General features: G+C 67.0%; 22 protein-coding genes and 1 tRNA gene. 4 read left to right on the top strand and 19 right to left on the bottom strand.

The annotated features are described in order from the left end of the window. From ACVCMG_RS09575 to ACVCMG_RS09530, 10 genes are all read right to left on the bottom strand, one after another. Positions 1 to 198: a CsbD family protein gene (locus ACVCMG_RS09575; protein WP_447113968.1), complete on the bottom strand. Its 198-nt coding sequence runs from the start codon at positions 196 to 198 to the stop codon at positions 1 to 3. Positions 199 to 381: 183 nt separating this feature from the next. Further along, positions 382 to 457 (bottom strand) — tRNA-Ile (locus ACVCMG_RS09570). Between the two features lie 113 nt (positions 458 to 570). Then, positions 571 to 1,107, bottom strand: coding sequence for a lipocalin family protein (locus ACVCMG_RS09565; RefSeq protein WP_395120968.1), 537 nt, complete (start codon positions 1,105 to 1,107; stop codon positions 571 to 573). Beyond that, positions 1,104 to 2,219 carry an SAM-dependent methyltransferase gene (locus ACVCMG_RS09560; RefSeq protein ID WP_447113967.1) on the bottom strand — a complete coding sequence of 372 codons (1,116 nt, stop codon included), beginning with the start codon at positions 2,217 to 2,219 and terminating at the stop codon, positions 1,104 to 1,106. The genes ACVCMG_RS09565 and ACVCMG_RS09560 overlap by 4 nt, the downstream gene beginning before the upstream one ends. Continuing rightward, entirely contained in the window at positions 2,216 to 2,998 is a 783-nt protein-coding gene (locus ACVCMG_RS09555; protein WP_447105340.1) for a DUF1295 domain-containing protein, read from the bottom strand. Before ACVCMG_RS09555 ends, ACVCMG_RS09560 begins: the two co-directional genes overlap by 4 nt. Then, positions 2,995 to 3,546 (bottom strand): DUF2878 domain-containing protein, encoded by a 552-nt coding sequence (locus ACVCMG_RS09550; RefSeq protein WP_447105341.1) that lies wholly within the window; start codon positions 3,544 to 3,546, stop codon positions 2,995 to 2,997. The genes ACVCMG_RS09555 and ACVCMG_RS09550 overlap by 4 nt, the downstream gene beginning before the upstream one ends. Then, positions 3,543 to 4,820, bottom strand: a complete 1,278-nt coding sequence (locus ACVCMG_RS09545; RefSeq protein WP_447105342.1) for a class I SAM-dependent methyltransferase — start codon at positions 4,818 to 4,820, stop codon at positions 3,543 to 3,545. Before ACVCMG_RS09545 ends, ACVCMG_RS09550 begins: the two co-directional genes overlap by 4 nt. A gap of 23 nt (positions 4,821 to 4,843) precedes the next feature. Beyond that, a complete protein-coding gene (locus ACVCMG_RS09540) occupies positions 4,844 to 5,644 on the bottom strand; it encodes a DUF1365 domain-containing protein (RefSeq protein WP_447113966.1) in 801 nt (266 codons plus the stop codon). Beyond that, complete coding sequence (locus ACVCMG_RS09535; protein WP_447113965.1) at positions 5,641 to 6,939, bottom strand: NAD(P)/FAD-dependent oxidoreductase; 1,299 nt, start codon at positions 6,937 to 6,939, stop codon at positions 5,641 to 5,643. The genes ACVCMG_RS09540 and ACVCMG_RS09535 overlap by 4 nt, the downstream gene beginning before the upstream one ends. A 3-nt stretch (positions 6,940 to 6,942) precedes the next feature. After that, complete coding sequence (locus tag ACVCMG_RS09530) at positions 6,943 to 7,950, bottom strand: acyl-CoA desaturase (protein WP_447105344.1); 1,008 nt, start codon at positions 7,948 to 7,950, stop codon at positions 6,943 to 6,945. Between the two features lie 166 nt (positions 7,951 to 8,116). Here ACVCMG_RS09530 and ACVCMG_RS09525 point away from each other — a divergent pair, with 166 nt between their 5' ends. The 3 genes from ACVCMG_RS09525 to ACVCMG_RS09515 all read left to right on the top strand — a co-directional run bounded on the left by ACVCMG_RS09525 (position 8,117) and on the right by ACVCMG_RS09515 (position 11,716). Further along, positions 8,117 to 8,605, top strand: coding sequence for a TspO/MBR family protein (locus tag ACVCMG_RS09525; protein ID WP_447105345.1), 489 nt, complete (start codon positions 8,117 to 8,119; stop codon positions 8,603 to 8,605). A 140-nt stretch (positions 8,606 to 8,745) separates the two neighbouring features. Continuing rightward, positions 8,746 to 9,267 (top strand): N-acetyltransferase family protein, encoded by a 522-nt coding sequence (locus tag ACVCMG_RS09520; protein ID WP_447113964.1) that lies wholly within the window; start codon positions 8,746 to 8,748, stop codon positions 9,265 to 9,267. Between the two features lie 211 nt (positions 9,268 to 9,478). After that, positions 9,479 to 11,716, top strand: a complete 2,238-nt coding sequence (locus tag ACVCMG_RS09515; RefSeq protein WP_447105347.1) for a KAP family P-loop NTPase fold protein — start codon at positions 9,479 to 9,481, stop codon at positions 11,714 to 11,716. 1,069 nt (positions 11,717 to 12,785) lie between these two features. Here ACVCMG_RS09515 and ACVCMG_RS09510 read toward each other — a convergent pair. The 5 genes from ACVCMG_RS09510 to dtd all read right to left on the bottom strand — a co-directional run bounded on the left by ACVCMG_RS09510 (position 12,786) and on the right by dtd (position 18,190). Further along, positions 12,786 to 14,195, bottom strand: a complete 1,410-nt coding sequence (locus ACVCMG_RS09510) for a cryptochrome/photolyase family protein (protein ID WP_447115403.1) — start codon at positions 14,193 to 14,195, stop codon at positions 12,786 to 12,788. 22 nt (positions 14,196 to 14,217) lie between these two features. Beyond that, complete coding sequence (locus ACVCMG_RS09505) at positions 14,218 to 14,880, bottom strand: ChrR family anti-sigma-E factor (RefSeq protein ID WP_395120977.1); 663 nt, start codon at positions 14,878 to 14,880, stop codon at positions 14,218 to 14,220. Continuing rightward, positions 14,877 to 15,431: a sigma-70 family RNA polymerase sigma factor gene (locus ACVCMG_RS09500; RefSeq protein ID WP_395120978.1), complete on the bottom strand. Its 555-nt coding sequence runs from the start codon at positions 15,429 to 15,431 to the stop codon at positions 14,877 to 14,879. The genes ACVCMG_RS09505 and ACVCMG_RS09500 overlap by 4 nt, the downstream gene beginning before the upstream one ends. Before the next feature lie 260 nt (positions 15,432 to 15,691). Further along, the gene (gene rpoD, locus ACVCMG_RS09495) at positions 15,692 to 17,578 is read right to left on the bottom strand and encodes an RNA polymerase sigma factor RpoD (RefSeq protein WP_447101165.1); all 1,887 of its coding nucleotides are present in this window, start codon (positions 17,576 to 17,578) and stop codon (positions 15,692 to 15,694) included. Between the two features lie 171 nt (positions 17,579 to 17,749). Further along, positions 17,750 to 18,190, bottom strand: a complete 441-nt coding sequence (gene dtd / locus ACVCMG_RS09490; RefSeq protein WP_447113963.1) for a D-aminoacyl-tRNA deacylase — start codon at positions 18,188 to 18,190, stop codon at positions 17,750 to 17,752. A 144-nt stretch (positions 18,191 to 18,334) separates the two neighbouring features. On the opposite strand from dtd, the gene ACVCMG_RS09485 reads away from it, so the two are divergent. Beyond that, a complete protein-coding gene (locus tag ACVCMG_RS09485) occupies positions 18,335 to 19,234 on the top strand; it encodes an LpxL/LpxP family acyltransferase (RefSeq protein WP_447113962.1) in 900 nt (299 codons plus the stop codon). On the opposite strand, the gene ACVCMG_RS09480 is transcribed toward ACVCMG_RS09485, so the two are convergent. From ACVCMG_RS09480 to ACVCMG_RS09465, 4 genes are read right to left on the bottom strand one after another with little or no spacing between them, the layout of a single operon-like run. After that, entirely contained in the window at positions 19,225 to 19,569 is a 345-nt protein-coding gene (locus ACVCMG_RS09480; RefSeq protein WP_447113961.1) for a tetratricopeptide repeat protein, read from the bottom strand. The genes ACVCMG_RS09485 and ACVCMG_RS09480 overlap by 10 nt on opposite strands. Further along, the gene (locus tag ACVCMG_RS09475) at positions 19,566 to 21,290 is read right to left on the bottom strand and encodes an ArnT family glycosyltransferase (RefSeq protein WP_447113960.1); all 1,725 of its coding nucleotides are present in this window, start codon (positions 21,288 to 21,290) and stop codon (positions 19,566 to 19,568) included. The genes ACVCMG_RS09480 and ACVCMG_RS09475 overlap by 4 nt, the downstream gene beginning before the upstream one ends. A 57-nt stretch (positions 21,291 to 21,347) precedes the next feature. Further along, a complete protein-coding gene (locus tag ACVCMG_RS09470) occupies positions 21,348 to 22,379 on the bottom strand; it encodes a CDP-glycerol glycerophosphotransferase family protein (RefSeq protein ID WP_447097538.1) in 1,032 nt (343 codons plus the stop codon). Beyond that, entirely contained in the window at positions 22,376 to 23,194 is an 819-nt protein-coding gene (locus tag ACVCMG_RS09465; RefSeq protein WP_447097537.1) for a glycosyltransferase family 2 protein, read from the bottom strand. The genes ACVCMG_RS09470 and ACVCMG_RS09465 overlap by 4 nt, the downstream gene beginning before the upstream one ends. Positions 23,195 to 23,336: the final 142 nt, after the last annotated feature.

Here is a 23,336-nt window from a genome sequence, read left to right as displayed (position 1 = left end):
TTACAGCGTCCGCTCGAAATCCCGCACCTGGCGCTTGGCCTCGTCGCGCGCGATGCCGTAGCGCTCCTGCACCTTGCCGACCAGGTATTCGGTATTGCCCTCGGCCCGGGCCAGGTCGTCGTCGGTCAGGTCGCCCCACTTGGCCTTGATCTTGCCGGTGAGCTGTTTCCAGTTGCCCTGGATGCGGTCGTCGTTCATGTCGTGTCACTCCGTTGCGATAGGGATGACAGGCGTGCCGTTGCAACCCGTCGCGACCCACTATCCCCGCGGCGGCGTTAGGGCCAGGTGGTGGCGACGTGCATGGGGGGAGCGGGCGTTCAGGCGGCGGCGCATTGCGGGCGCCACGCATCATGCACAGGGGTAGCCGCGAGGTACGCAGGATGGTGGGCCCACCAGGACTCGAACCTGGAACCAAGGGATTATGAGTCCCCTGCTCTAACCATTGAGCTATAGGCCCGCGAGCGTGGGAGTTTACCGTAGGGCGCGGCGCGCCCACGAGGCCGGACCTTCGCCGGAACGAAGAAGCCCCGCGTCGGCGGGGCTTCCTGGCAGGCGCGGCGGGTTGTCCGGTCATTGTCTGGCTTGCTGGGGCACCTTGCGCACCTTGTCCATCGGGTAGCCCAGCGCCTGCACCCGCGCCAGCAGCGCGTCGTAGTCGGCCTGCGCGATGGTCGGCGTGCGCGCCATCACCCACATGTAGTCGCGCGCATCGCGTGCCACGATGACCTGGCTGTAGTCGTCCTTCAGCCAGGCCACGATGTACTGCGCCTTCAGCGGCCAGAACACCTGCACGCCCCACACCGCGTTGCCGGTGCCGGGCTTGACGAAGCCGGTGGAGTGGATCTCCTTGCGTTCGCCGTCGAAGCTGCCGTTGCGGAAGTGGAACGAGGTGGCGACGTTGCCATCGGGCCTCAGCGTGTAGACCTCGACCGCGTTGTACGCGTTCTTCTCGAAGCGGGTGGGGATGGTGGCGATCACGTACCAGTCGCCCATGAAGCGGGGCAGGTCGACGTGGGCCACCGGCGTGATCGGCGGCAGCTCCCTGGCGAAAGTGTTGACGTTGAACAGCATGAGGCAGGCCAGCAAAAAGGTCGTCAGGATTCTCATGGCGTCTCCGCGGCGATCGAGGGGCGGGTGTCGACCGCGGGGCGCACGAAGCGGTAGTGCGCGACCAGCCACTGCTGGCCGTCGGCGTAGCCGAACAGCTCGGCGCAGGACATCCAGAACATGCGCCAGCGCTGGAACCACAGCGGTGCGGCCTTGCTGCCGTAGGCTTGCGCCAGTACCTTCATCACCTCGTCGTGGTGCGCATCCTGGTTGGCCAGCCAGTGGTTGGCGGTGCGCTGGTAGTGCGTGCCGTCGACATGCCAGCGCTGCTCGATGTGCAGCGCGGACTGGAACCACAGCAAGGTGTCCGACGCCGGCATCAGCCCGCCGGTGAAGAAGTGCCGGCCCATCCAGTTGTCGTCGCCCTCGGTCTCGAACGGATACATCGCCGTGCGGTGCGCGAAGATGTGCACGAACAGCTTGCCGCCGGGTTTCAGCCAGCCGGCGATGCGGTTCAGCAGCGTCTCGTAGTTGCGCATGTGCTCGAACATCTCGATCGACACGCAGCGGTCGAACTGCGTCGGATCGAGTTGCAGCGCGTTGACGTCGCAGGTGATCACCTGCACGTTGAACAGGCCACGTCGGCGGCACTGCGCCTCGATGTGCTGGCGCTGCGGGGTGGAGTTGGATACCGCGGTGATCCGCGCGCTCGGAAAATGCTCGGCCATCCACAGGGTCAGCGAGCCCCAGCCGCAGCCGAGTTCGAGTATCGACTGGCCATCGGCGAGCTGGGCGCGTTCGCCGTACAGCTTGAGCATCGCCTCCTCGGCCTGGTCCAGCGACTCGTCGCCGCGCGGGTAGTAGCAGGACGAATACTTCAGGCGCTTGCCCAGGCAGAGTTCGAAGAACGCCGGCGGCAGCTCGTAGTGCTGCGCGTTGGCCGCGTCGGTGTGGATCGCCACCGGGCTGTGGCGCAGCATCTCGATGCGCTGCGCATATCGCTCGGCCTGCGCGTCCAGGCCGCCGGCCTGTTCCTCGCGCAGGCGTTGCGCACACAGTCGGCGGATGCCCTGGCGCAACAGCGCGTCGGGGATGCGGCCGCGTTCGGCCATGCCCAGCAGGCCTGGCGCCGGCCGCTCGCTGGCCAGTTCGGTGGAAGCGGGGGTGGTCATCGCGGGGTCCTCCTGGGGAACCATGGAATAAGCATCGCCGTGGTGCGCTGGTAGTCGCGGTAATCCTCGCCGCGCGTGCGCAGCGCCTGTGCCTCGGTGTATGGCACGCCGCTGATCCAGCGCAGGAACACGTACATGACTACCGGCCCGGACCACGCCAGCCAGCCGATCGGCGAACCGACCGCCAGGCAGACGTAGGCGAACCAGTGCAGCCATTCGAAGAAGTAGTTCGGGTGGCGCGAATGCCGCCACAGGCCATCGCGGCAGGTCTTGCCACGGTTGGCCGGGTCGTTGCGGAAGCGCGCCAGTTGCGCATCGGCGAGCGATTCGCCCAGCACGCCCAGCAGCCAGATGGCAACGGCCGCGGCCAGCCACGGCGCGGACGCCTGCGGGTTGCGCGCGACCGCCGCGAACGGCAGCGCGAACAACACGATCAGGAAGGCCTGGAACTGGAAGAAGGCGAAGAACTTCCACTGCGCGCCCTGCCAGTGCGCGCGCAGGTTGCGATAGCGACCGTCCTCCGCTTCGCCACGCACGCGCCGCCAGAGGTGCAGGGACAAGCGCAGGCCCCACGCGCCGCCGAGGCATGCCAGCATCGCGCGTGTCCACGGCGCACCGCTGCCGGTGAGCGCCAGCAGGACGGCGCTGCCGCCCACGCCCGCCGCCCACAGCACGTCGACGATGCCCGCATTGCTGCGCCTGCGCTGCCATTGCCAGCCCAGCGTCATCATCAGCGCGGCCAGCAGCCACACGATCAGAAGTTGCCACCCGGGATTCATGCGCGGGCTCCTCGCGTTGCCGGCCGCGGCTGCGTCGAGGCGCGGCCGAGGCGCGCCAGCCACGCCAGCGCCGGGGTCGCCAGCGCCCAGCCGAGCGCCAGTGCCAGCAGCGCGCGCCACGTCGGTTCGGCAAACGTCACCACCTGCCAGCCGCGCGCCGCACCCAGATAGGCCAGCGGACCGCCGACCAGCCCCAGCAGCGCCGCCAGCCACAGCCGCGTCTGCAGGTAGCGCAGGGACTGGCTGAAGGTCAGCGCGAAGGTCACCCACAGCGCGAGAATCCAGCCCGGTGCCAGCGCCGGGTTCGGCCAGCCCGCCGCGTAATCGGCCAGCCCGCTGCGACTGAGCGTGCCGTCCAGCAGGAAACCCATCACCAGCCCGGCGGCCATCAGGGCGAGATCGACGCGGAGGTTGCGGGCGCAGGCCAGCTGCACCAGCGCGTAGACCAGCATGCCGAGCACGCCCGGCCACGCCAGCCCGTGACCTGCGCCGATCACCGCGACAAACCACACGGCCTGGTAGCCGATCAGGCTGAGCCAGAAACTCATGCCGGCCGGCCCGGCGACGATGCGGCAGGGCGATGACCCGGCTTGGCCATCAACAGGTGCGCCACGCCGATCGAGCGTTCGCGGAAGCCGCCTTCGCAATACGCCAGGTAGAACTCCCACAGGCGCACGAAACGTTCGTCGAAGCCCTGCGCGCGCACTTGCGGCAGGCGGGCCATGAAGCGCTCGCGCCATGCCTTGAGCGTCTGCGCGTACGAACTGCCGAAGTCCTCCAGTCGGATCAGGCCCAGGTCGCTGGCGCGGGTCTTGGCCGCGAGCAGTGCGCTGATCGAGGGGATGAAGCTGCCGGGAAACACGTGGCGCTTGATGAAGTCGACCGACCTCAACGCGTGCGCGTAGCGGTGGTCCTCGATGGTGATCGCCTGCACCAGCGCCAGGCCCTCCGGCTTCAGCAGGCTGCCGAGCTTGCCGAAATAGACGTCCAGATACGGGGCGCCGATCGCCTCGACCATCTCGATCGAGACCAGCTTGTCGTACTGGCCTTCGAGGTCGCGGTAATCCTCCAGCAGCAAGGTGACGTGCCCCTCCATGCCGGCTTCGGCGACGCGCTGGCTGGCCAGCGCATACTGCTCGCGCGAGATCGTGGTGGTGGTGACATGGCAGCCGTAGTGCTGCGCCGCGTACAGCGCGAAGCCGCCCCAGCCGGTGCCGATCTCGATCACCCGGTCGGCGGGCTGGAGGTCGAGCTGGCGGCAGATCCGCTCCAGCTTCCGTGCGGAAGCGGTTTCCAGCGTGTCGGCCGGGTCGCTCCAGATCGCCGAGGAGTACATCAGGTCCGCCGAGAGGAACAGGCTGAAGAAATCGTTGCCCAGGTCATAGTGCGCGGCGATGTTGCGGCGGCTGCCGTCGCGGGTGTTTCGACGCAGCGCGTGCCACAGCCGCATCGCCATGCCGCCGAGTCGGGCCAGTCCGCTTTCCATGCCGTCGAGCAGGTCGCGGTTGCGCACCAGCAGCTGGATCAGGCCGACCAGGTTGTCGCAGCGCCACTGGCCATCCATGTACGACTCGCCGGCGCCGACGCTGCCATGGCGCGCCACTGCGCGGTAGAAGCCCGGGTCCAGCACCTGCAGGTGGATCTGCAGCGTGGGCTGCGCACTGGCGGGTTCACCCAGCTCGGCCGTGCCGCAGGCGTCGCTCAGCACCAACCGGCCGTGGCGCAGGCCGCGCATCCGCTCGAGCAGTTGCCGGCGCAGGAAGCGATCGAGCCCGCCGAATGCGGCGTCGTCGCGGGTACGGGTGCTGGCGATATCGTTCATGGCAAACCTCGGGGGTGTTCGTTTCAGTCGGCAGGACGCGCGGGCGGCGCCGGATGGTCGTGCACCGGATTGCGCTTCAGCCACAGCCGCAGTGCATGCCAGTGGATCGCGCCGACCACCTGGGCGGTCATCAGCGGATAGCGCCAGAGCACGCGCGCCAGCGACGCGCCGGTCAGCGGCAGGCGCTGCAGGTTCAGCGTGGCGTCGAACGTGCGCCGGCCTTCGCGCATCACGTTCATGTGCACGCGCAGGTCCTCGGCCGGCACGGTGAAGCGCCAGTCGTAGTCGCAGTCCATCGGCATGAAGGGCGACACGTGGAAGGTCTTGGCAAAGTTCCAGTGCAGTGCGCGGCCATGCACCTGTGCGTCCTCGACCGGCAGCACATAGGCGTGGCGCTGCTTCCACGGCGTGTTGGTGATTTCGGCCAGCACCGCCAGCAGGGTTTCGCCATCCTCGGCGAAGCAGTAGTAGAAGCTGACCGGGTTGAACACCATGCCGGCGTAACGCAGGTGGGTGAGCAGGCGGATCGGACCGCTCGGCCGCGTGCCGGTGGCTTGCTCCACCCGCTGGCGCACCGCATCGGTCAGCGACAGGGTCGCCGGTCCCAGGTAGTCGCTGCGGCGGAACTGCGCCAGGTTGCGATGCGTGGTCGACCACAGCCAGCGCTCGGCGAATATCCGCTCGACCTCGTCCAGGTCCAGGTACAGCTGGGCCATGCGATAGCTGAACGCGTGTGCGTGCGGCTCATGCCGACGGTGGCGCACCACGCCTTCGTACACGGCGCTGGCCAATCGCAGCTTCGAGCTGGCCGGTTTCGTCGTCACGCCATCAGCTCCGCCTGGTGCGGAGTGGGCGTCGCCACCGGCGCATGGTCCGGTGGCCAATGCACGCCGAGCGACGCAGCCACCTCGACCGCGCTGCGCATGCCGTCCTCGTGGAAACCCCAGCCCCAGTACGCGCCGGCAAACCAGGTGCGGCGCCAGCCCTGGATTTCGGCCTTGCGCGCCTGCGCCTGCACCGAGGCGCGGGTGTAGACCGGATGGTGGTAGCGCATGCGCGCCAGGACCTTGGCCGGGTCGATTGCCTCGCTGCGATTCAGGCTGACCACGAAGGGCTCAGGCGAGGCGATGCCCTGCAGCAGGTTCATGCAGTAGCTGACCGTGCACGGCGCGGCGGGATCGCGCGGCAGCCACGCATTCCAGGCCGCCCACGCCTTGCGCCGGCGCGGCAGCACGCTGGCGTCGGTATGCAGCACGGTGTCGTTGGCCTGGTAGGTCATCGCGCCCAGGATCGAATGCTCGCGCTCGTTCGCGTCGCCCAGCAGGCGCAGCGCCTGGTCGCTGTGGCAGGCCAGCACCAGTTGATCGAAATGCTCCACGCCCGCCGCGCTGCACACCTCGACGCCGCCGGCGTGGCGCAGGATCGAATGCACCGGGCAGTGCAGCCGCTCGCGCACCGGCCAGTGCGCGCGCAACGCCGCCACGTAGGTCGACGAGCCGCCCTTCACCACGCGCCACTGCGGACGTCCGGCCAGTTGCAGCATCTGGTGGTTGGCCATGAACTGCACCAGGTAGCGCGCGGGAAACTGCAGGATCTGCGTGGGCGGCGACGACCACAGTGCCGAGGCCATCGGAATCAGATGTTCGTCGCGGAACGCGGCGCCGTAACCGTGCTGCAGCAGGTAATCGCCGAGGCTGGTCGTGTCCTCGGGCGTGAGCAACAGCGCGGGTGCCTCGCGGTAGAAGCGGGCGAGGTCGCGCACCATGCCGAGGAAGCGCGGCGACAGCAGGTTGCGGCGCTGGCAGAACAGCGTGTCCAGCGTGGTGGCGTTGTACTCCAGCCCGCTGGCCTCGCTGTGCACCGAAAAGCTCATCGTGGTCGGCTGCGAGGCCACGCCCAGCTGCGCGAACATCCGCGTCAGCAGCGGATAGTGCGCCGGGTTGTGCACGATGAAGCCGCTGTCGATGCGGTAGCTTTTTCCGGCCTGCGCCACCTCGTGCGTATGGGTGTGCCCGCCGAAATAGTCATTGGCCTCGAACAGCGTCACCTCATGCTTGCGCGACAGCAGCCACGCCGACGCCAGCCCCGCGATGCCCGACCCGACCACGGCGATGCGCATCGCTCAGCTCCCCGCCCTGGCCAGCACCCACGCCGGCACCGGTTTCAGCCCGCGCACCAGGCCCAGCATCGCCATCAGCTTCAGTCCGTACCAGGTCACGTCGACTTCCCACCAGCGGAAGCCCTGGCGACTGGAGCCGGGGAAGAAGTGGTGGTTGTTGTGCCAGCCTTCGCCGAACGTCAGCAGCGCCAGCCACAGGTTGTTGCGGCTGTCGTCCTTCGTCGCGTAACGACGACGGCCGAAGCGATGCGCCAGCGAGTTGATCGTCACCGTGGCGTGGAACAACACGATGGTGGACACGAAGAAACCCCACACCAGCATCTGCCCGCCACTGGTGCCCAGCTGCGGCGCCACGTGTTGCAGCAACGCGCCCAGCCCGTACATCGCCATGGCCAGCAGCAGCGGCACCGCGATGTCGAACCGGTCCAGCCAGCGCAGCTCGGGATACTTCGCCAGATCCGGCACCCGCGTGAGATCCGTGCGGAAATTGCGCGGGGTCAGGAACCAGCCGACATGGCTCCACAGGAAGCCGTGCACGCGCGGCGAATGCGGATCGGCCGGCGTGTCCGCAACCCGGTGGTGCTGCCGGTGATGCGCCGCCCACCACAGCGGCCCGCGTTGCACGCAGGACGCACCGATCAGCGCAAACATGAACTGCACTGCGCGCGAGGTCTGGAACGTGCGATGCGAGAAATAGCGGTGATAGAACCCGGTCAGCGCGAACATGCGCAGCGCATACAGCGCGGCCGCAACGATCAGCGCGACCGGCGACACGCCCACCCAGATCACGCCCAGGCAGGCCAGGTGCATCGCCACGAACGGCGCCGCGCGCAGCCAGTCGATGCGATCCTCGCGCGCCTCGTCCACCTCCACCGCGGCACTGGTGTCGAACCAGCGCCGCACGCTGCGCATCAGCCACGAACGCCGCGGGCCGGCACGATCGGCCAAGCCGATGGTCGAGGTGTCGACCCGCTCAGGCGGTGCAGTCACGGGTGGAGCGGGGAGGGCCATGGCAACCTGCCTGTCAACGGTTCAGTGACAGATACGCAGGAAGCGCCCCGCTGGATGCATGCGCCGGCAGCGTGCCGGTTTCACGTCGAGTCACCGTCGCCCATGCGATGAAGCGGATCCGGAACGCCGCCGTCCACGTATCCGGTCACACCAGCAGGAGATACGCATGTCAGGCACGAAACAGATCATCGGACTGCTCGGCTGGCTGCTGCTCAGCTTCGCCGCCGCCGCGATCGGCGCGGCCGCCTCGATACAGGCCGCCGCCTTCTACCGGCAGCTGGCACAACCCACCTGGGCGCCACCCTCGGCGGTGTTCGGCCCGGTGTGGTCGCTGCTGTACGCGCTGATGGCCATCGCCGCATGGCTGGTCTGGCGCGAAGGCGGCGGGCGCCGCCAGCGCGGCGTGCTCGCACTGTTCGTGCTCCAGCTGGCGGTCAATGCACTATGGAGTTGGCTGTTCTTCGGCTGGCACCGCGGCGCGCTGGCGTTCGCCGACATCGTGCTGCTGTGGCTGTTGATCGCCGCCACCGTGATCGGCTTCTGGCGCGAGCGGCCGCTGGCCGGCGCGCTACTGTTGCCGTACCTGTGCTGGGTCAGCTTCGCTGCGGCGCTGAACTTCGCCGTGTGGCAGCTGAATCCGGGGATTCTTGGCTGAGTTCCAGCGAGAACGCGGCGGGCTCCGGTCGCGGCCGCGTTCCGAACGGAACAGACGCCCCCGACTGGCTCTATGCCAGGCAGCCCGCAGGCTTCAAGATCAGCAGCCTCACCCAACGAGGCGTTGCCCTGGAGCCAGCCTTGCCCGTCATTCGCCAAGCCGAACCCTCCGACGCGCTGCCTCTCGCCGAACTGGCGGAGCTGACCTTCCGGCATACCTTCGAGGTGGCCAACACGCCCGAAGACATGCGCCTCCATTGCGCGGCCCATTACAGCGAGGCCATCCAGGCGCGGGAAATCTCCGATCCGCAAATCACGACGCTGGTCAGTGAGCACGATGGCCAGCTCGTCGGATTCGCCCAGCTTCGCTGGGGCCGTCCGCCCGACTGCATCAAGGCCGAACGACCCGCCGAGATCCAGCGCCTGTATCTCCGCGAAGCGTGGCACGGTAAGGGCGTGGCGCCGGATCTCATGTCCGCAGCCATCGCCCTGGCAAAGGCCTCCCACGCCGATCAGGTCTGGCTCGGCGTGTGGGAACACAATCCCCGCGCCATCGCCTTCTACAGGAAGTGGGGCTTCGCCGAAGCGGGCGAGCATGTGTTCCCCGTGGGAACCGACCCGCAGCGCGATGTCATCATGACCCGGGTGGTTGGCACCAGGTGATGGAAGGCCCGAAGCCGGGGTCAGCGTCCGATTTTCAAGAAGCGCACCGCGTCCGAGGGTCATGATGGCCCTTGCAGGCGCTACGACGACCGCGCAAGGTGCGACAGGCAGAAACCGACCCGAAGCAGACATAATCAACTATCGCCACGAAACTGAGAACTAGCCGCGTTAACGAGGTAGAAGCCGGGAAGGCTAAAGGGAGACAGATTGGATGAAGTTTTTTTCTTGGATCAAAGGGAATGCGACCAACGCAGTGACGCCAGAGGCTGTTGCTGCCCTGCTAATCGATGCTCCCGTAGAAAGTTCCTATTCCACTGACCAGCCGATTCGCTCGGCGGCCAATGACCGATTTGCGCGCGCAGCGTTCGCAGTACGCATTGCCGAGACCATCGCTACTCGACAGGAGCCCTCCAGCCTCGTGCTTGGTCTTTCTGGCCCATGGGGAGACGGTAAGACGTCCGTTCTCTACATGATTGAGGAACGCCTCAGGGCAGAGGCGAACATCGTAGTGGTCCGATTCAATCCGTGGCATTTCGCGTCAGAAGAACAGTTGGTCCGAGGATTCTTCGCAACGCTGGCTTCTGCATTGGGTAAGAGCTTAGAGACCGCTGGGGAGAAGGTCGGCGAGGCAGTCAAGAAGTATGGAAGCCTTCTCTCGATTGCATCAACGTCGTTCGCGGGAGGTCTCATTACTCTGGCCCCTGGCAAGGCAGCGCAGGGCATTGGCGAGGCGCTCTCGACGACGACGCTCGACGAACTCAAGGGTCGAATTGAAAAGGGGCTATCCGACTCGGGAAAGAAGGTTGTCGTACTCATCGACGATATCGACCGTCTGGACCGGGCCGAGACCCACGCCATCTTCAAGTTGGTCAAACTTTCGGCTGGCTTTGAATATACGACGTACCTGTTGGCATTCGACGAGGAGGTAGTGGCAGCTGCCTTGGGCGAGCGCTATGGCGACGGTGGTTATGCAGCAGGCAGAGCTTTCCTCGAAAAGATCATTCAGGTTCCCCTGCATTTGCCGCCAGCAGACACCATGGCATTGCGGCAGATGGCCTATGAGGGTGTCGACAAGGCGCTAAGTCATGCGGCGTTCGAGCTGGGACAAGAGGATGTTGATCTTTTTACTATCCAATTCATGAGTGGGTTGGAGCCGAAGCTGGAAACACCGAGGCAAGCGCGTCTCTACTCGAATGCATTGATGTTCTCGCTCCCCCTTGTCAAGGGCGAAGTTAATATCGTGGATTTCATGCTTGTTGAAGGCCTGCGCGTCTTCTACCCAAAACTGCATGGTGCGATTCGCGCCACTCCGTCGCTCTGGCTGGATCAGCAGGAAGGACCCCAACAAGATCGGCTGGAGCGGATCCGGCAGATTGTTGAGGTGTCGACGCCTGGCAGGACGAAAGAAGAGCGGGAAGATCTCACGCGTGGACTGCTAAGGCATCTGTTTCCCAGAACGGCCAATATGCAGTACGGGGGTCAGTGGGAGCCCGAATGGGCTCGCGACAAGCGTATTTGTTCACAGGCATACTTCCGGCGCTACTTCACCTATGGGGTACCGCCAAACGACATATCCGATCGAGCGATTGACGAATTCATTGCGTCCGCACCAAATTTGGATACGAGTTCGCGAGAGGAAGCACTTCTGCGACTCATGCGAGCGGCTCCGGCGGTTTTCGTCAAGAAGATGCGACAGCGAGAGGAAAAGGTCACGGAATCGCAGGCACAAGCTCTGATACCGGTGCTTGCGCGGAATGGTAGTAGTGCACCGGTAGAGCGTGGACAATTTGCCATCGGCGGCACGCGCATGCAGATGGCAATCTTGATCGCGCATCTCCTTCGGAATGTCCCCGCCGGGGAGGCCCGTAACCGTTTCGCTGAGGAGATTGTTGAAATAGCGATGCCACTCCCGTTTGCAGTGGAATGCACGCGTTGGATGATGCCGGGAAGGGATGATCCTGAAGATCGACACCTACTCACAAGAGATGTTCTGCTCAGTCTGGACGGAGCACTGGTCGAGCGGGTGATTAAAGCGGATCACGAATTACCACTGTATCGTCAGTTTGGTACTGACGCGAGGCAGCTCTATTGGCTTTGGCAGAAGGCTGAGATGAATGGAGCTTCCACTCGGCTACGGGAGAATCTCGGACGTACAGGCGAAGAGGTAGATGCTTTCCTCGATATTTATGTTGGAGAAGCATGGGGAATGGAGGATGGACTCCCTAGGCGAGCCGATTTCCGTAGGGAGTCCTATGACGATATTGCGCGATTGATCGATCCAGCGGAAATCGCACGTTTGTTGCGCGATCGCTATGGGGCCGAGCTAGATCATCCCAATTTCCATCACGGCGCAGAAGTTGCGATATCTCGGCGGATAGCGCATCAATTCATGGTTGTCTACAACGAGACTCTGGACGAAGCTGAACGGGTTCAAGGTGGCGATCCGTAGCAGTCGTAAGTCTGGAGCGGCCAAGTTTTAGTAGACGCTCAATGTTCGTTTCTGGCCGGAAGTCGACGATCGATAGCCATGGGTTCGTGGGTAAGGTCAGCAGTGCCGCCCTCAACCCGCGTGCCGCACCGGCGGAGCCCGCAGCGGGCGCGGCAAATCGATCCGACAGCACAGAGGGCCGCGCTCGAAGTAGCGAGCCTGTGATGCAAGTGTGTCAACTGCACCCGCGCACCCGCCGAGGCCACACGCGCGAGATCCACCCCCACTCTCGGGGCAAGAAGCGCACGCGCGCGAGGGCAGAAGCCTCGTGCGCAACCGGAAAGCCCTCGCCGGCAACCGAAAACATCCGTGCGTAACAGTAAAACCCTCGCACCGCGAACCTGCCGACCTCCGTGCGCAACCGTAAAAGCGTTGCGTGCCACGGTAAAACGGTTGCGCGCAACCCGGAGACCTTCGTGCGTGGTGCCGCGGACTTCGCCAGGCCGAGGTTCCGACCCTTGCGCGCAAGGGTTTTACGGTTGCACACGGAGCTCGGGAGCCTTGCCCCCGGAAGTTTTTCGGTTGCGCGCAAGGGTCGGGACCTCCGCGCTTCGGAGTTTTCCGGTTGCGCGCAAGGTCGCAACCTTTGCGAACGGAGCTCTTGCGGCGGTGCATGGAAGTCAGATGGCCGCACTGGCACATTCCGGAATTGAAATGTCCTACCCGTTCGGAGCTTTCATGCTCCTGGCTCTTCAGCTCTTGCCACCGCGACGCGGTGGCGCACCGAGTGCGAGCCAGGATGGCGCGCTGCTCTACCCGGGGCCCCTGTGCGGCGGTGAGTCGGGGTCGACAGGCCGCGCAGCGGGAGTCGACAGGGATGTCGACTCCTTTTCGTCCGGACAGGAGTCCGGTCGAAAAGCCCGGCCCCGGCTCACGGACTTGCCGGGCAGGGATGCCCGGCAAGCGCCAAGCGGGGTGGCCTTCTCTGTTGGTTACTTATCTCTTGGCCACGCAAGAGATAAGTAACTCGGGCCACGAAGGGGCACGAAACGCTCTTGATCTTGGTGACCACGCCATCGCCTAAACGGGTTTAGCGTGCCAGTGCCCCATAGGCATCCAACGCAAGCTGCCGCGACTCCCCGAGATCCACCATCGCCACCGGATACCCACTGCGCCTGAGCAGACCAGCATCCCTCCACGGCTCATGCAGCAACCCCAACGGCGCCTCCGCCAGCTCCGGCAACCAGCGCCGCAGATAGACGCCATCTGGATCGAACTTCTTCGCCTGCGTCACCGGGTTGAACACGCGGAAATAGGGCGCCGCGTCGGCGCCGCAGCCGGCCACCCACTGCCAGCCCAGCGTGTTGTTGGCGAGGTCCGCGTCGACCAGGGTGTCCCGGAACCAGCGCGCGCCGTGCTGCCAGTGCTGGCGCAGGTTCTTGGTCAGGAAGCTGGCCACGACCATGCGCACGCGGTTGTGCATCCAGCCGGTGTGCCACAGCTCGCGCATGCCGGCGTCGACCAGCGGGATGCCGGTGCGGCCGCGTTGCCAGCGTTCCAGCAAGGCCTGATCCGCGGACGCCCACGGGAAATCGTCGAAGCGCGGATTGAAGTTGGCGGTGGGCGTGTGGGGAAAGTGGTACAGCAGGTGATGGGCGAATTCGCGCCAGCCCAGCTCGCGCAGATACGGCTCGATGTCGGGGCGGCGTGTGGCGTCGGCGGCACGGGCGCGAAGATCGAGTTCGAAGTGGATTTGCCGCGGCGAAATCTCGCCGAAGTGCAGGTGCGGCGACAGCCGCGAGGTGCCATGGCGCGCGGGCAGGTCGCGTGCGTGCGCGTAGTCGCCGATGGCGTCGTCGGCGAATATCTCCAGCAACTCCTGCGCGCCGGCTTCGCCCGGTTGCCAGCTGGCGGCCAGGCCATCGGCCCAGGCGATGCGCGGCAGCAGCTCGAGTGCCGCCAGCGGCAGGCTGCCGGACAAGTCGCGCCAGCCCGGCACGCGTGGCGCGGGCAGCGGTCCGGTCGCCTGCAGTTGCGCGCGCAGGTTGCGCCAGTACGGCGTGAACACCTTGTACGGCTGGCCTTGCTGGGTGGCGATCTGCCATGGCTCGCACCACAACGCGGCGTTGTGGCTGTGCACCGCGATGCCGTCGGCCTGCAGGGCGCTCTTGACGCGGGTGTCACGCTCGATCGTGGCCGGCTCGTACAAGCGGTTCCAGTACACCGTGCGTGCACCGCTGCGGTCGATCAGCTCGCGCAGGGTGCCCAGCGGCTCGCCACGACGCAGGTGCAGGGCGGCGCCGGCATCGCGCAAGTCGTGGTCCAGCGCCAACAGCGAATGGTGCAGCCACCAGCGGCTGGCGGCGCCGGTGGAGCCGGCGTCGTCATCGGCATGGATGAAGACCGGCAGCACCCGTGCGTGTTGCGTACAGGCCGCGCTCCACGCCGGGTTGTCGGTGAGGCGCAGGTCGCGCCGGAACAGCACCAGCGCCGTGTCCATGGCGTCGCGCGTGGACACGGTTCTAGAAGCCGAACAGCGGTTGCAGCGTGCGCGCGAGCCAGCCGGAGAACTTCAGCGGCGCATCGGTGGCGGCCACGCAGATGCACGGCACGCCGGGCGAGGTCACCGGCTGGTGCAGGGTTTCGCCGTCCAGGTCGGCCACGTCGCCGGGGCCGAAGTGACCGAGCAGGTCGTCGTAGGCGCCGTCCAGGATCATCGTCAGCTCGCTGCCGCCGTGGCTGTGCAGAGGCAGTTTGCTGCCTGGCGCGATGCGCAGCAGCATCAGGTCGCCGCCAGCGATGCCGCCGGCGCGAATGCGCTGCACGCCCGGCGCCACGCGCTTCCAGCGCAACGCGCGCAGGGACTGGCCGAACCACGGGTGCAGGGCGCGCGGCAGGCGATCGGGATCGCGGGCATCGACGGCCTCGGGCGGCAACGCCGCCTGCCCGGTCTCCGGCTCGGCATCGAGCCGGGCCAGGATCGCGATGCGCGCATCCTCCGCCGGGCCTTCTGCGCGTTGCTGTTGCAGCAGGGCACCGCCGATCTGGTCGGCGTCCCGCAGATGCGCGCGGCACTCCGCGCAGCGTTCCAGATGAGCCGCCGCAACCACCGCCAGTGCGGCGGGCAGGGCGCCGGCGGAATAGCCGATCAGGGTGGCGTCGTCGAGGTGACGATTCGGCTTCATCGAGCGCCCCTCATGCTGCCCTGCAGTTTGGCGAACGAGCGCCGCAGCGAGGATTTGACCGAGCCAAGCGGCATGTCCAGCTCCCGCGCGATCTCGCTGTGGCTTTTGCTTTCGAGGTAACACATGCGAACCAGCTTGGCCTGCACCGGGGGAAGTTGATCGATGGCCTGCTTCAACAGGTCCTGGTCGAAGGAGGATTCGGGTTGCGAGTCGAGCCGGCCGGATTCGAGCTGGTCGAGCTGGTCCAGGCCTTCCTGGATCGGCGACCAGTGCGGTTCCCTGCGCACGTGGTCGATGTAGAGGTTGCGCGCCACGCGATACAGCCAGGTGGCGAGGCTGGCGCGCGCCGGATCGAACATCGCGGCCTTGCGCCACAGCGTCAGCAAGGCCTCCTGCACCAGCTCGTCGGCGATCGATTCGGGCACGCCGAGGTTGCGCAGGTAGCGCTGCAGGCGTGGCGCGAAGTGATCGAAGATGCGCATGAAACTCGCGCGGTCACGCTGCGCGGACACGGCGGCCATCTGCGTCGACCAGTAACGTGCGTCAGGCATGGCGTGGTTCACGGCGGCAGGCACGGGTTGTATCGCCCGAAAGGGCGTCACCTCGGTGGCAGAGCGATCCGGACCCATCATACGCAACTTTCCGCTGGCGACCGGGGCCACATGCCCGACGATCGGACATGCCCCCTGTCACAGGCATACGGCGGGCGTGGCCATTCGGATTCAACCGCATCGAAAATCGCCCGCGAGCGGCCGGGCAAAAGAAAGCCCCGCACGTGGCGGGGCTGTTCCGGTGGTGCGTTGGCGTGCGCCTACTCGACGTCGAGGAACGAGCGCAGCTGTTCGGAGCGGCTCGGGTGGCGCAGCTTGCGCAGCGCCTTGGCCTCGATCTGGCGGATCCGCTCGCGGGTGACGTCGAACTGCTTGCCGACCTCTTCCAGGGTGTGGTCGGTGTTCATGTCGATGCCGAAGCGCATACGCAGCACCTTGGCCTCCCGCGGGGTGAGCCCGGCGAGCACGTCGCGCACGGTTTCCATCAGGCCGGTTTCCGTCGCCGAGTCAATCGGCGAGCTGGCGTTGCCGTCCTCGATGAAGTCGCCCAGGTGGGAATCCTCGTCGTCGCCGATCGGGGTTTCCATCGAGATCGGTTCCTTCGCGATCTTCAGCACCTTGCGGATCTTGTCCTCGGGCATCTCCATTTCCTTGGCCAGTTCCTCCGGCGTGGCCTCGCGGCCGAACTGCTGCAGCATCTGGCGGGAAATGCGGTTCAACTTGTTGATCGTCTCGATCATGTGCACCGGGATGCGGATGGTGCGCGCCTGGTCGGCGATCGAGCGGGTGATCGCCTGGCGGATCCACCAGGTGGCGTAGGTCGAGAACTTGTAGCCGCGGCGGTATTCGAACTTGTCCACCGCCTTCATCAGGCCGATGTTGCCTTCCTGGATCAGGTCGAGGAACTGCAGGCCGCGGTTGGTGTACTTCTTGGCGATCGAGATCACCAGGCGCAGGTTCGCCTCGACCATTTCCTTCTTGGCACGCCGGGCCTTGGCCTCGCCCGAGGCCATGGCGCGGTTGATGTCCTTGATGTCGATCAGCGGCAGGAACAGCTTGCGCTCGATCGCGGCCAGCTTCTCCTGCTCGGCGTCGATCGCCTCGCGGTAGGTCTTGATGTTCGGCGACCACTTCTGCCGCTTGCGGCTGAGCTCGGCGACCCACTCGAGGTTGCCCTCGTTGCTGGGAAACGCCTTGATGAACTCGGCCTTGGGCATCTTCACCTGCTTGACGAAGATGTCCAGCAGCACGCGCTCGTGGTGGCGGATGTCGCCCACCACCTCGCGCAGCTTGCGCACGAAGCCGTCGATCAGGGCGCTGGGCAGCTTGAGCTTGAGGAACTCCTCGGCCATCTGGTCGCGGAGCTTGACGATCTTCTTGTCGGTGATGCTGGCGGCTTTCGGCGCGGCCTTCTGGAACTTGGCGTAGTACTCGCGCAGCAGTTCCATGCGGCGCTTGACCTCCTCCGGGTCCGGACCGGTGGGGCCGGCTTCTTCCTCTTCGCTGGAGTCGTCGGAATCCTCGTCGTCGCCATCGGATTCCTCGTCCAGGCCAAGCTCGGCGGCCTCGGCGGCGGCGGCTTCCTTCTCCTTGCGGGCGAGGTCGGCGGCTTCCTCCAGGTCGAGGAAGCCGGCCAGGATCTCGCTGAGGCGGCGCTTGCCGTCCAGGTGCTGGTCGTATTCCTCCAGCAGCAGCTCGATGGTCAGCGGGAAACTGGCCAGTGCGGTCTGCACCTGGCCCAGGCCTTCCTCGATGCGCTTGGCGATGGCGATCTCGCCTTCGCGGGTGAGCAGCTCGACCGTGCCCATCTCGCGCATGTACATGCGCACCGGGTCGGTGGTGCGGCCCACTTCGGCGTCCACGGCGGAGAGCAGCGCCACGGCCTCTTCGGCGGCGGAGTCGTCATCGCCCGGGCCGCCGCCGGGGGCGGCGCTGTCGGAGATGGTGTCGGTATCCGGCGCGGCGTCATGGACTTCGATGCCGACGCCCTTGAGCACCGCCATGATGTCTTCGATCTGCTCCGGGTCGACGATGTCGTCGGGGAGGTGATCGTTGATCTCGGCGTAGGTCAGATAGCCCTGCTCCAGGCCCTTCGAGATGAGTGCCTTGATTTCCGACTGTTGCTCATGGGGAGCTTTGCTGTTCATGGATTGACCGACCGCCAAAGGGGTGCAAGAACCGGACATTATAGCGATGTGCTGCTTTTCTGACCAGTTTTCAAGTGAAAAATTCTGTCGTCTGCCGCGTCGGACGACACGCAAAATTCGAGCCAGACCGCGGTGTTGGCGCTGTCTGCGGGGTGCCGCGCGGCACCTCGGTCAGGCGGTGTCCAGCCAGAAGGTGACCGGGCCGTCGTTGACCAGCTGGACCACCATATGGGCACCGAAGCGTCCGGTTTCCACCCTCGGATGAGCAACCCGCGCCAGTCCCAGCAGGTAGTCGAACCAGTGGCGCGCATGCTCGGGCGCGGCGGCGCGGGTGAAGCTGGGGCGCATCCCCGAGTGGGTGTCGGCGGCCAGGGTGAACTGGCTGACCAGCAGCAGGCCGCCGCCGGTGTCGCGCAGCGAGCGGTTCATGCGGCCGGCATCGTCGGCGAACACGCGGTAGCCGAGCAACCGTTCCAGCATGCGCCGGGCCTGCGCCTCGCCATCCTCCGGCTGCACCGCGACCAGCGCGAGCAGGCCGGCGTCGATCGCGCCGACGGTCTCGTCCCCGACCTGCACGCTGGCGGAGGTCACGCGCTGGATGAGGGAGATCATGGGGTGGCCGGGATTGGGGAATCGGGAATGGGAAAAGCATAGCGCCCGGCGGCTGATGCCACGCAGTCGGGCGAGCCCATCCGGTGCGCGCCTGACTATTCCCATTCCCGATTCCCCATTTCCGGCCCAGCTACACTTTCGCTCATGCGTTTCGACATCTACGTGATCTATCTGCTGTTGCGCCTGCTGGCGCTGTTGCCGTTGCGGGCGCTGCATGGCGTCGGGGCGGGGCTGGGGCGGCTGGTGCTGTGGCGCGGGGGGCGCACGGCCCATCACACCGCGGTGAACCTGCGGATCGCGCGGCCGTTGCCGGACGCGGTGCGCCAGCGCGAGCTGCTGCGCGAGGTGATGGGCGAGAGCGGCAAGTCGATCACCGAGATCGTCAAGGTGTGGGGCGGTGGCGCCGAACGCGCGCTGGATCTGGTGTGCGAGGTGCGCGGTGAGGCGCTGCTCGATGCCGCGCTGGCGGCGGGCAGGGGCGTGATCATTGCCGCGCCGCACCTGGGCTGCTGGGAGTTGCTGAACTACTGGCTGTGCCGCAAGACGCCGATGGCGATCCTGTACCGGCCGCCGCGCATCGCCGCCATCGAGGGCCTGCTGCGCAAGGTGCGCGGGGCGCTGGCGCCCGAGCAGATCCGCGCCGACGGCGCCGGCGTGCGCGCCTTGTACAAGCGGGTGGCTGCCGGCGGCGCGGTGGGCATCCTGCCTGACCAGAAGCCGCGCGCGGGCGAGGGGCGGCTGGCGCCGTTCTTCGGCCGCGATGCGCTGACCATGGTGCTGCTGCCGCGGCTGGCCGCACGCACCGGCGCCACGGTGCTGTTCGCCTTCGCCGAACGCTTGCCCGCCGGCGCGGGCTACCGCATCCACCTGCGCGAGGCGCCGCCCGGCATCGCCGATGCCGACCCGCAGGTCGCCTGCACGGCGCTCAATCGCGGCGTGCAGGATTGCGTCGAGCAAGCGTTCGCGCAGTACCAGTGGCAGTACAAGCGCTGGTCGGCGGTGGGCCTGGTCAGTCCGTACGACGACGAGAGGCGTCAGGACTGAGCCGCGTCGCCCGGCGCGGGCGATTTCTCCAGCCGGCGCAGGAACACGGTCATCTCCTTTTCGGCCTGCTTGTCGCCGCGCACGCCGGCGGCGGCGATGCCGCGGCGCCAGGCGTCGGCCGCCGAGGCGGGCTCGCCGCTGGCGAGCCGGGCCTTGCCCAACAGCTTCCACGCGGCCGAATAGGTCGGGTCGAACTCCAGCGCACGTTCGAGTGCCGCCACCGCACCGGCGGCGTCGCCCGCATCAAGCAGGGCGCTGCCCAGCGAGTAGCGCAGCAGCGCGCCATCGCGCGGGCCGTCGCATTGGCGGCGCAGGTTGTCGAGCAGGGCGTTCAAGGCAGGCGGTAGCGGCGTTCGTCGGCCGGATAGAGCTGGGTCGGCTGTGCCGGTTCCGGCGGCGTGTGGCCGGCGCGCAGATCGGCCAGCGAACTGGCCGTCCAGATCACCACCCACGACGAGCGGAACGGCTGCGCCAGCAAGGCGTAGCGCAGGTCGGCCGGGGTCAGGTGGTCCGGCCGGTCGACCACCAGCGCATCGGGATGCGCGCGTGCGTAATCGGCCAGCGCCTGGTCGCCGTACAGCTCGGTGATCGGCCGGGTCAGCCGGCCGGCGAAGTGGAACTCGCCGGCGTAGCTGCCCATGAAGGCCAGCGGGTGGCCGGCCTGCTCGGCGCGGCCCAGCAGTTCGGCCGACGGGCGCAGGTCCCAGCGCGGCCACAGGGTCAGCGTGAACAGCGCATTCAGCGCGAACACGCCGATCAGCCCGGCCACCGCCAGCCGGCGCAGCTCGCCGCGGCCGCGCATCAGCAGCAGGCTGCCGAGCAGCAGGAAGATCACGCTGAAGTAGCGGCTGTACGGCGCGACCGTGTGCGCCCAGTCGCCCTGCACGACGGCGTGCTCCACCAGCATGGGCAGCGCGAACAGCAGCAGCGCGAAGACGATCCCCCCCACGCCCAGCGGCCAGGTGCCGAGCGCGTAATGGTTGGCCAGCGCGGCGCGGCGCTCGCGCAGCACGGCGATCGCACCGGCCATCAGCAGAGCCACGCCGGCCAGCTCCGGCAGCGGGTAATACAGCTGCTTGCCGCTGATCAGCGAGAACACCACGAATGCGGGAACCAGCCAGCACAGCGCGAAGCGCAGGCCCGATTCCAGCGGCCGGCGCAGCCCGGCCACGGCCACCCACGCGCGCGGCCAGCCGCTGAACGGGAACAGCAGCACCGGCAACCACAGCACGTAGAACCAGAACGGTCCGGCGTGGTTCTGCAGATCCTTGCCTTCGGACAGTTTGTCGACCACGCGCCCGGCGGTCTGGGTGAAGAACAGCCGTTCGCGATAGGCGTCCCCCCCGACCAGGCCGGCCGGCAACGCCCATGCCAGCAGCATCGCGCCGCCGAGCAACAGCGACAGCACGCCGGAGCCGTACCAGCGCGCGCGATGCTCGCGCGCCCATTCGTTCCACAGCGGCCCGAGCAGCCACGGGAAGGCGACGTGCAGCAGCATCACCGGGCCCTTGGTCAGCAACCCCAGCCCCACGCAGACGCCGAACAGCAGCCAGCGCGGTTCGACCCGCCGCGGCTTCGGCGTCAGGCACAGCAGCGCGGCCAGCACCCAGACCGCCAGCAGCACGTCGTACATGATCTGCAAGGCGAACAGGAACGCGTAGCCGAACGCCAGCAACATCCACGGCGCGGCCTTGGCCATCCACGGCCGGTGCGGGAACAGCCGCCGCGCCAGCAGCGACACCAGCACCAGCTGCGCGCCGCCGAACAGCACCTCCAGCACGCGCGGCCACACGTCGCTGACGCCGAACACGAACCAGCCGGCCTCGATCAGCCAGAACAGCAGCGGCGCCTTCTCGCTGTACGGCGCGCCGTTGATGTGCGGCACCAGCCACTGGCCATGGCTGAACATGTCCCAGGCCACCGCCAGCGTGCGGGTGGAATACAGCGGCATCGGGCCGTGCGCGAAGATCGCCAGCAGCGCCACCAGCATCCACAGCGGCAGCCACGGCCAGACCGCGCGCAGGTGTTCGGAACGGCTGAAGGAGCTGGGCGGCACGGGGTGCACTCGCGGTGGGAGAGAAGGATTCTAGCCTGCGACCGGATCAGGGCATCGCTAGGCCGGACCCCAGTAGCCGATGCGGCGACGCAGTTTCAGCTTGCGCCACAGGTTGAGCGGCTTGCGCCGGCGGTTGCGACCGCCGCGGGCGAGGAAGGCATCGATCGCGTCGAGCACGCGCTCGCTGGAGCGGCCGTCGCGGCGCGGATGGATGGCGTTGCCGTAGTCGGCGATCGCCTGCATCAGTTCCGGCGGCCGCGCCAGCGCGCGTTCGATCGCCGGCTCGAAGTCCTTCGCGTCGTCGATGTCGAGCAACTGCGGCCCGGGGCGCCGGTTCTTGAATGTCACCACCGGCTTGCCGGTGAGCAGGAACTCGTTGAGCGCCGAGGAGGTATCCGAGCACATCATGTCGACTTGCGGGAACAGCTCCAGGATGTTGTCGTTCTCGGCGAAGGTGAGGTACTCGTTCTGCAGCGCCTTGAACTTCGCCGTGGTCTCCGGGTTCATCTTCGGATGGAAGGTGACGATCCAGTGCCAGCGACCGTCGCGCGACAACCGCTTCACTTCCTCGTACAGCGTCTCGGCGGCACTCCACGACGGCGAAAAGGTGGAGTGGTAGAGGATCACCGGCGGCCGGCGCACCGGCGGCAACGGGCCGGCGATCTCGCGCATGAACGGGTCGAGCTTGGGCCAGCCGGTCTCGGTCACCGTGAAGTGGCCGAGCCGGTCCGCCAGCGCCTGGAACTGTGCGGTATCGCGTGGACCGGTGGTGCAGTAGAGATCGAAGAAACCGCGGATGTAGATGTGGCGCGGCTTGCCCGCATCGAAACCGTGGAACACCTCGACCTTCACGCCGGTGAAGAAATGCGGCAGGTGATTGCCCGGGGTCAGCACGGCGTCGGGCTTCCATGCGCGCACGCCGGCCACGTCGAGCAGGCGCTCGCCCTCGACCAGATCCTCGGCGCCGGGGCCGTCGAAAAACCACGCCGCCTCGCCGCCGCGGGCGCGCACCGCCTCCTGCAGCGGGCGCAGGATGGCCAGCGCATAGCGCTCGGAGCCGTACATCAGATAGCGTCTGGGACTGTTCATTCGATGCTCGCGCCCTGCGCGCGCAGCGCGCTGGCGGCCTGTTCGACGGATGCCGGGTTGCGCGTCATCTCGTAGTAGCGCATGCGCTTGTACAGTGCGTAGCTGGCGGCGGTCTGCGCGATCACGAAGCCGCGCCAGCCATCCAGGCAGGCCAGCCGGAACAGGTAATCCTTGAGGAAAGCCAGCGCGTAGACGAACGGCGCCTGCCACATCCGCGCCGGCTTGCCCTTGTCCAGCCAGTCGCGGCATTTCAGTTCGGCGTACTGCAGCACCTTGAGCTGCTTGTGCACCAGGGTCGGGTTGTTGGTGTGCAGGAAGCTGCCGCGCAGGGTGGGCGCGGGGCCGTCGAACTGCAGCGATTCGTGCACGCGCGCATCGCTCCAGCGCGCACGGCCGCGGTGGTACAGGCGGGCCATGCGCTCGCCCGTCGCTGGCCGGTACCAGCGCATCGGCGCGCCCATGTAGACCGTGCTGCGGCGCAGGTACGCGGCGGCAGCGTGGCCGGCCATCAGTGCGGGCAGGCGCCGCTGCAGTTCGTCGGCGAGGTCGCCGCCGAGGTATTCGTCGGCGTCCAGCACCAGGATCCAGTCGTGCGCGCACTGACCGGCGGCGAAATTGCGCTGCGGCCCGAAACCCAGCCAGTCCTGGTGGACGACGCGCGCGCCATGCGCCTGCGCGATCGCCACGGTGTCGTCGTCGCTGCCGCAATCGACGACCAGTTTCTCGGCGGCAAACGGCACGCTGTCCAGGCAGCGGGCGATGTGGGCCGCCTCGTTGCGGGTGATCACGGCGAGGGTCAGGGGAAACGCAGGCATGGCGGCGATTCTAGCCGAATCATGCGAGTGGTCCGCCGCTGCGTTATGCTGTGAATGCGGAGTGAATTCCGTGGCTGGCGTGCGATTGGAGGGATTCCGGACGCCGCAGCCTCCTGGAGCGGTTGCCGTGGGACGGCGTAAG

The sequence above is a fragment of the Rhodanobacter sp. UC4451_H18 genome (assembly GCF_052978225.1).
The sequence above is the reverse complement of the archived record's forward strand: the minus strand, read 5'-3'. Positions and strand labels throughout refer to the sequence as shown.

What these genes read in the sequence shown, in the direction of transcription:
- ACVCMG_RS09575 (WP_447113968.1), bottom strand. Translation starts at nt 198, where the DNA reads ATGAACGACGACCGCATCCAGGGCAACTGGAAACAGCTCACCGGCAAG.
- ACVCMG_RS09565 (WP_395120968.1), bottom strand. Translation starts at nt 1,107, where the DNA reads ATGAGAATCCTGACGACCTTTTTGCTGGCCTGCCTCATGCTGTTCAAC.
- ACVCMG_RS09560 (WP_447113967.1), bottom strand. Translation starts at nt 2,219, where the DNA reads ATGACCACCCCCGCTTCCACCGAACTGGCCAGCGAGCGGCCGGCGCCA.
- ACVCMG_RS09555 (WP_447105340.1), bottom strand. Translation starts at nt 2,998, where the DNA reads ATGAATCCCGGGTGGCAACTTCTGATCGTGTGGCTGCTGGCCGCGCTG.
- ACVCMG_RS09550 (WP_447105341.1), bottom strand. Translation starts at nt 3,546, where the DNA reads ATGAGTTTCTGGCTCAGCCTGATCGGCTACCAGGCCGTGTGGTTTGTC.
- ACVCMG_RS09545 (WP_447105342.1), bottom strand. Translation starts at nt 4,820, where the DNA reads ATGAACGATATCGCCAGCACCCGTACCCGCGACGACGCCGCATTCGGC.
- ACVCMG_RS09535 (WP_447113965.1), bottom strand. Translation starts at nt 6,939, where the DNA reads ATGCGCATCGCCGTGGTCGGGTCGGGCATCGCGGGGCTGGCGTCGGCG.
- ACVCMG_RS09530 (WP_447105344.1), bottom strand. Translation starts at nt 7,950, where the DNA reads ATGGCCCTCCCCGCTCCACCCGTGACTGCACCGCCTGAGCGGGTCGAC.
- ACVCMG_RS09525 (WP_447105345.1), top strand. Translation starts at nt 8,117, where the DNA reads ATGTCAGGCACGAAACAGATCATCGGACTGCTCGGCTGGCTGCTGCTC.
- ACVCMG_RS09515 (WP_447105347.1), top strand. Translation starts at nt 9,479, where the DNA reads ATGAAGTTTTTTTCTTGGATCAAAGGGAATGCGACCAACGCAGTGACG.
- ACVCMG_RS09510 (WP_447115403.1), bottom strand. Translation starts at nt 14,195, where the DNA reads ATGGACACGGCGCTGGTGCTGTTCCGGCGCGACCTGCGCCTCACCGAC.
- ACVCMG_RS09505 (WP_395120977.1), bottom strand. Translation starts at nt 14,880, where the DNA reads ATGAAGCCGAATCGTCACCTCGACGACGCCACCCTGATCGGCTATTCC.
- ACVCMG_RS09500 (WP_395120978.1), bottom strand. Translation starts at nt 15,431, where the DNA reads ATGCCTGACGCACGTTACTGGTCGACGCAGATGGCCGCCGTGTCCGCG.
- rpoD (WP_447101165.1), bottom strand. Translation starts at nt 17,578, where the DNA reads ATGAACAGCAAAGCTCCCCATGAGCAACAGTCGGAAATCAAGGCACTC.
- dtd (WP_447113963.1), bottom strand. Translation starts at nt 18,190, where the DNA reads ATGATCTCCCTCATCCAGCGCGTGACCTCCGCCAGCGTGCAGGTCGGG.
- ACVCMG_RS09485 (WP_447113962.1), top strand. Translation starts at nt 18,335, where the DNA reads ATGCGTTTCGACATCTACGTGATCTATCTGCTGTTGCGCCTGCTGGCG.
- ACVCMG_RS09470 (WP_447097538.1), bottom strand. Translation starts at nt 22,379, where the DNA reads ATGAACAGTCCCAGACGCTATCTGATGTACGGCTCCGAGCGCTATGCG.
- ACVCMG_RS09465 (WP_447097537.1), bottom strand. Translation starts at nt 23,194, where the DNA reads ATGCCTGCGTTTCCCCTGACCCTCGCCGTGATCACCCGCAACGAGGCG.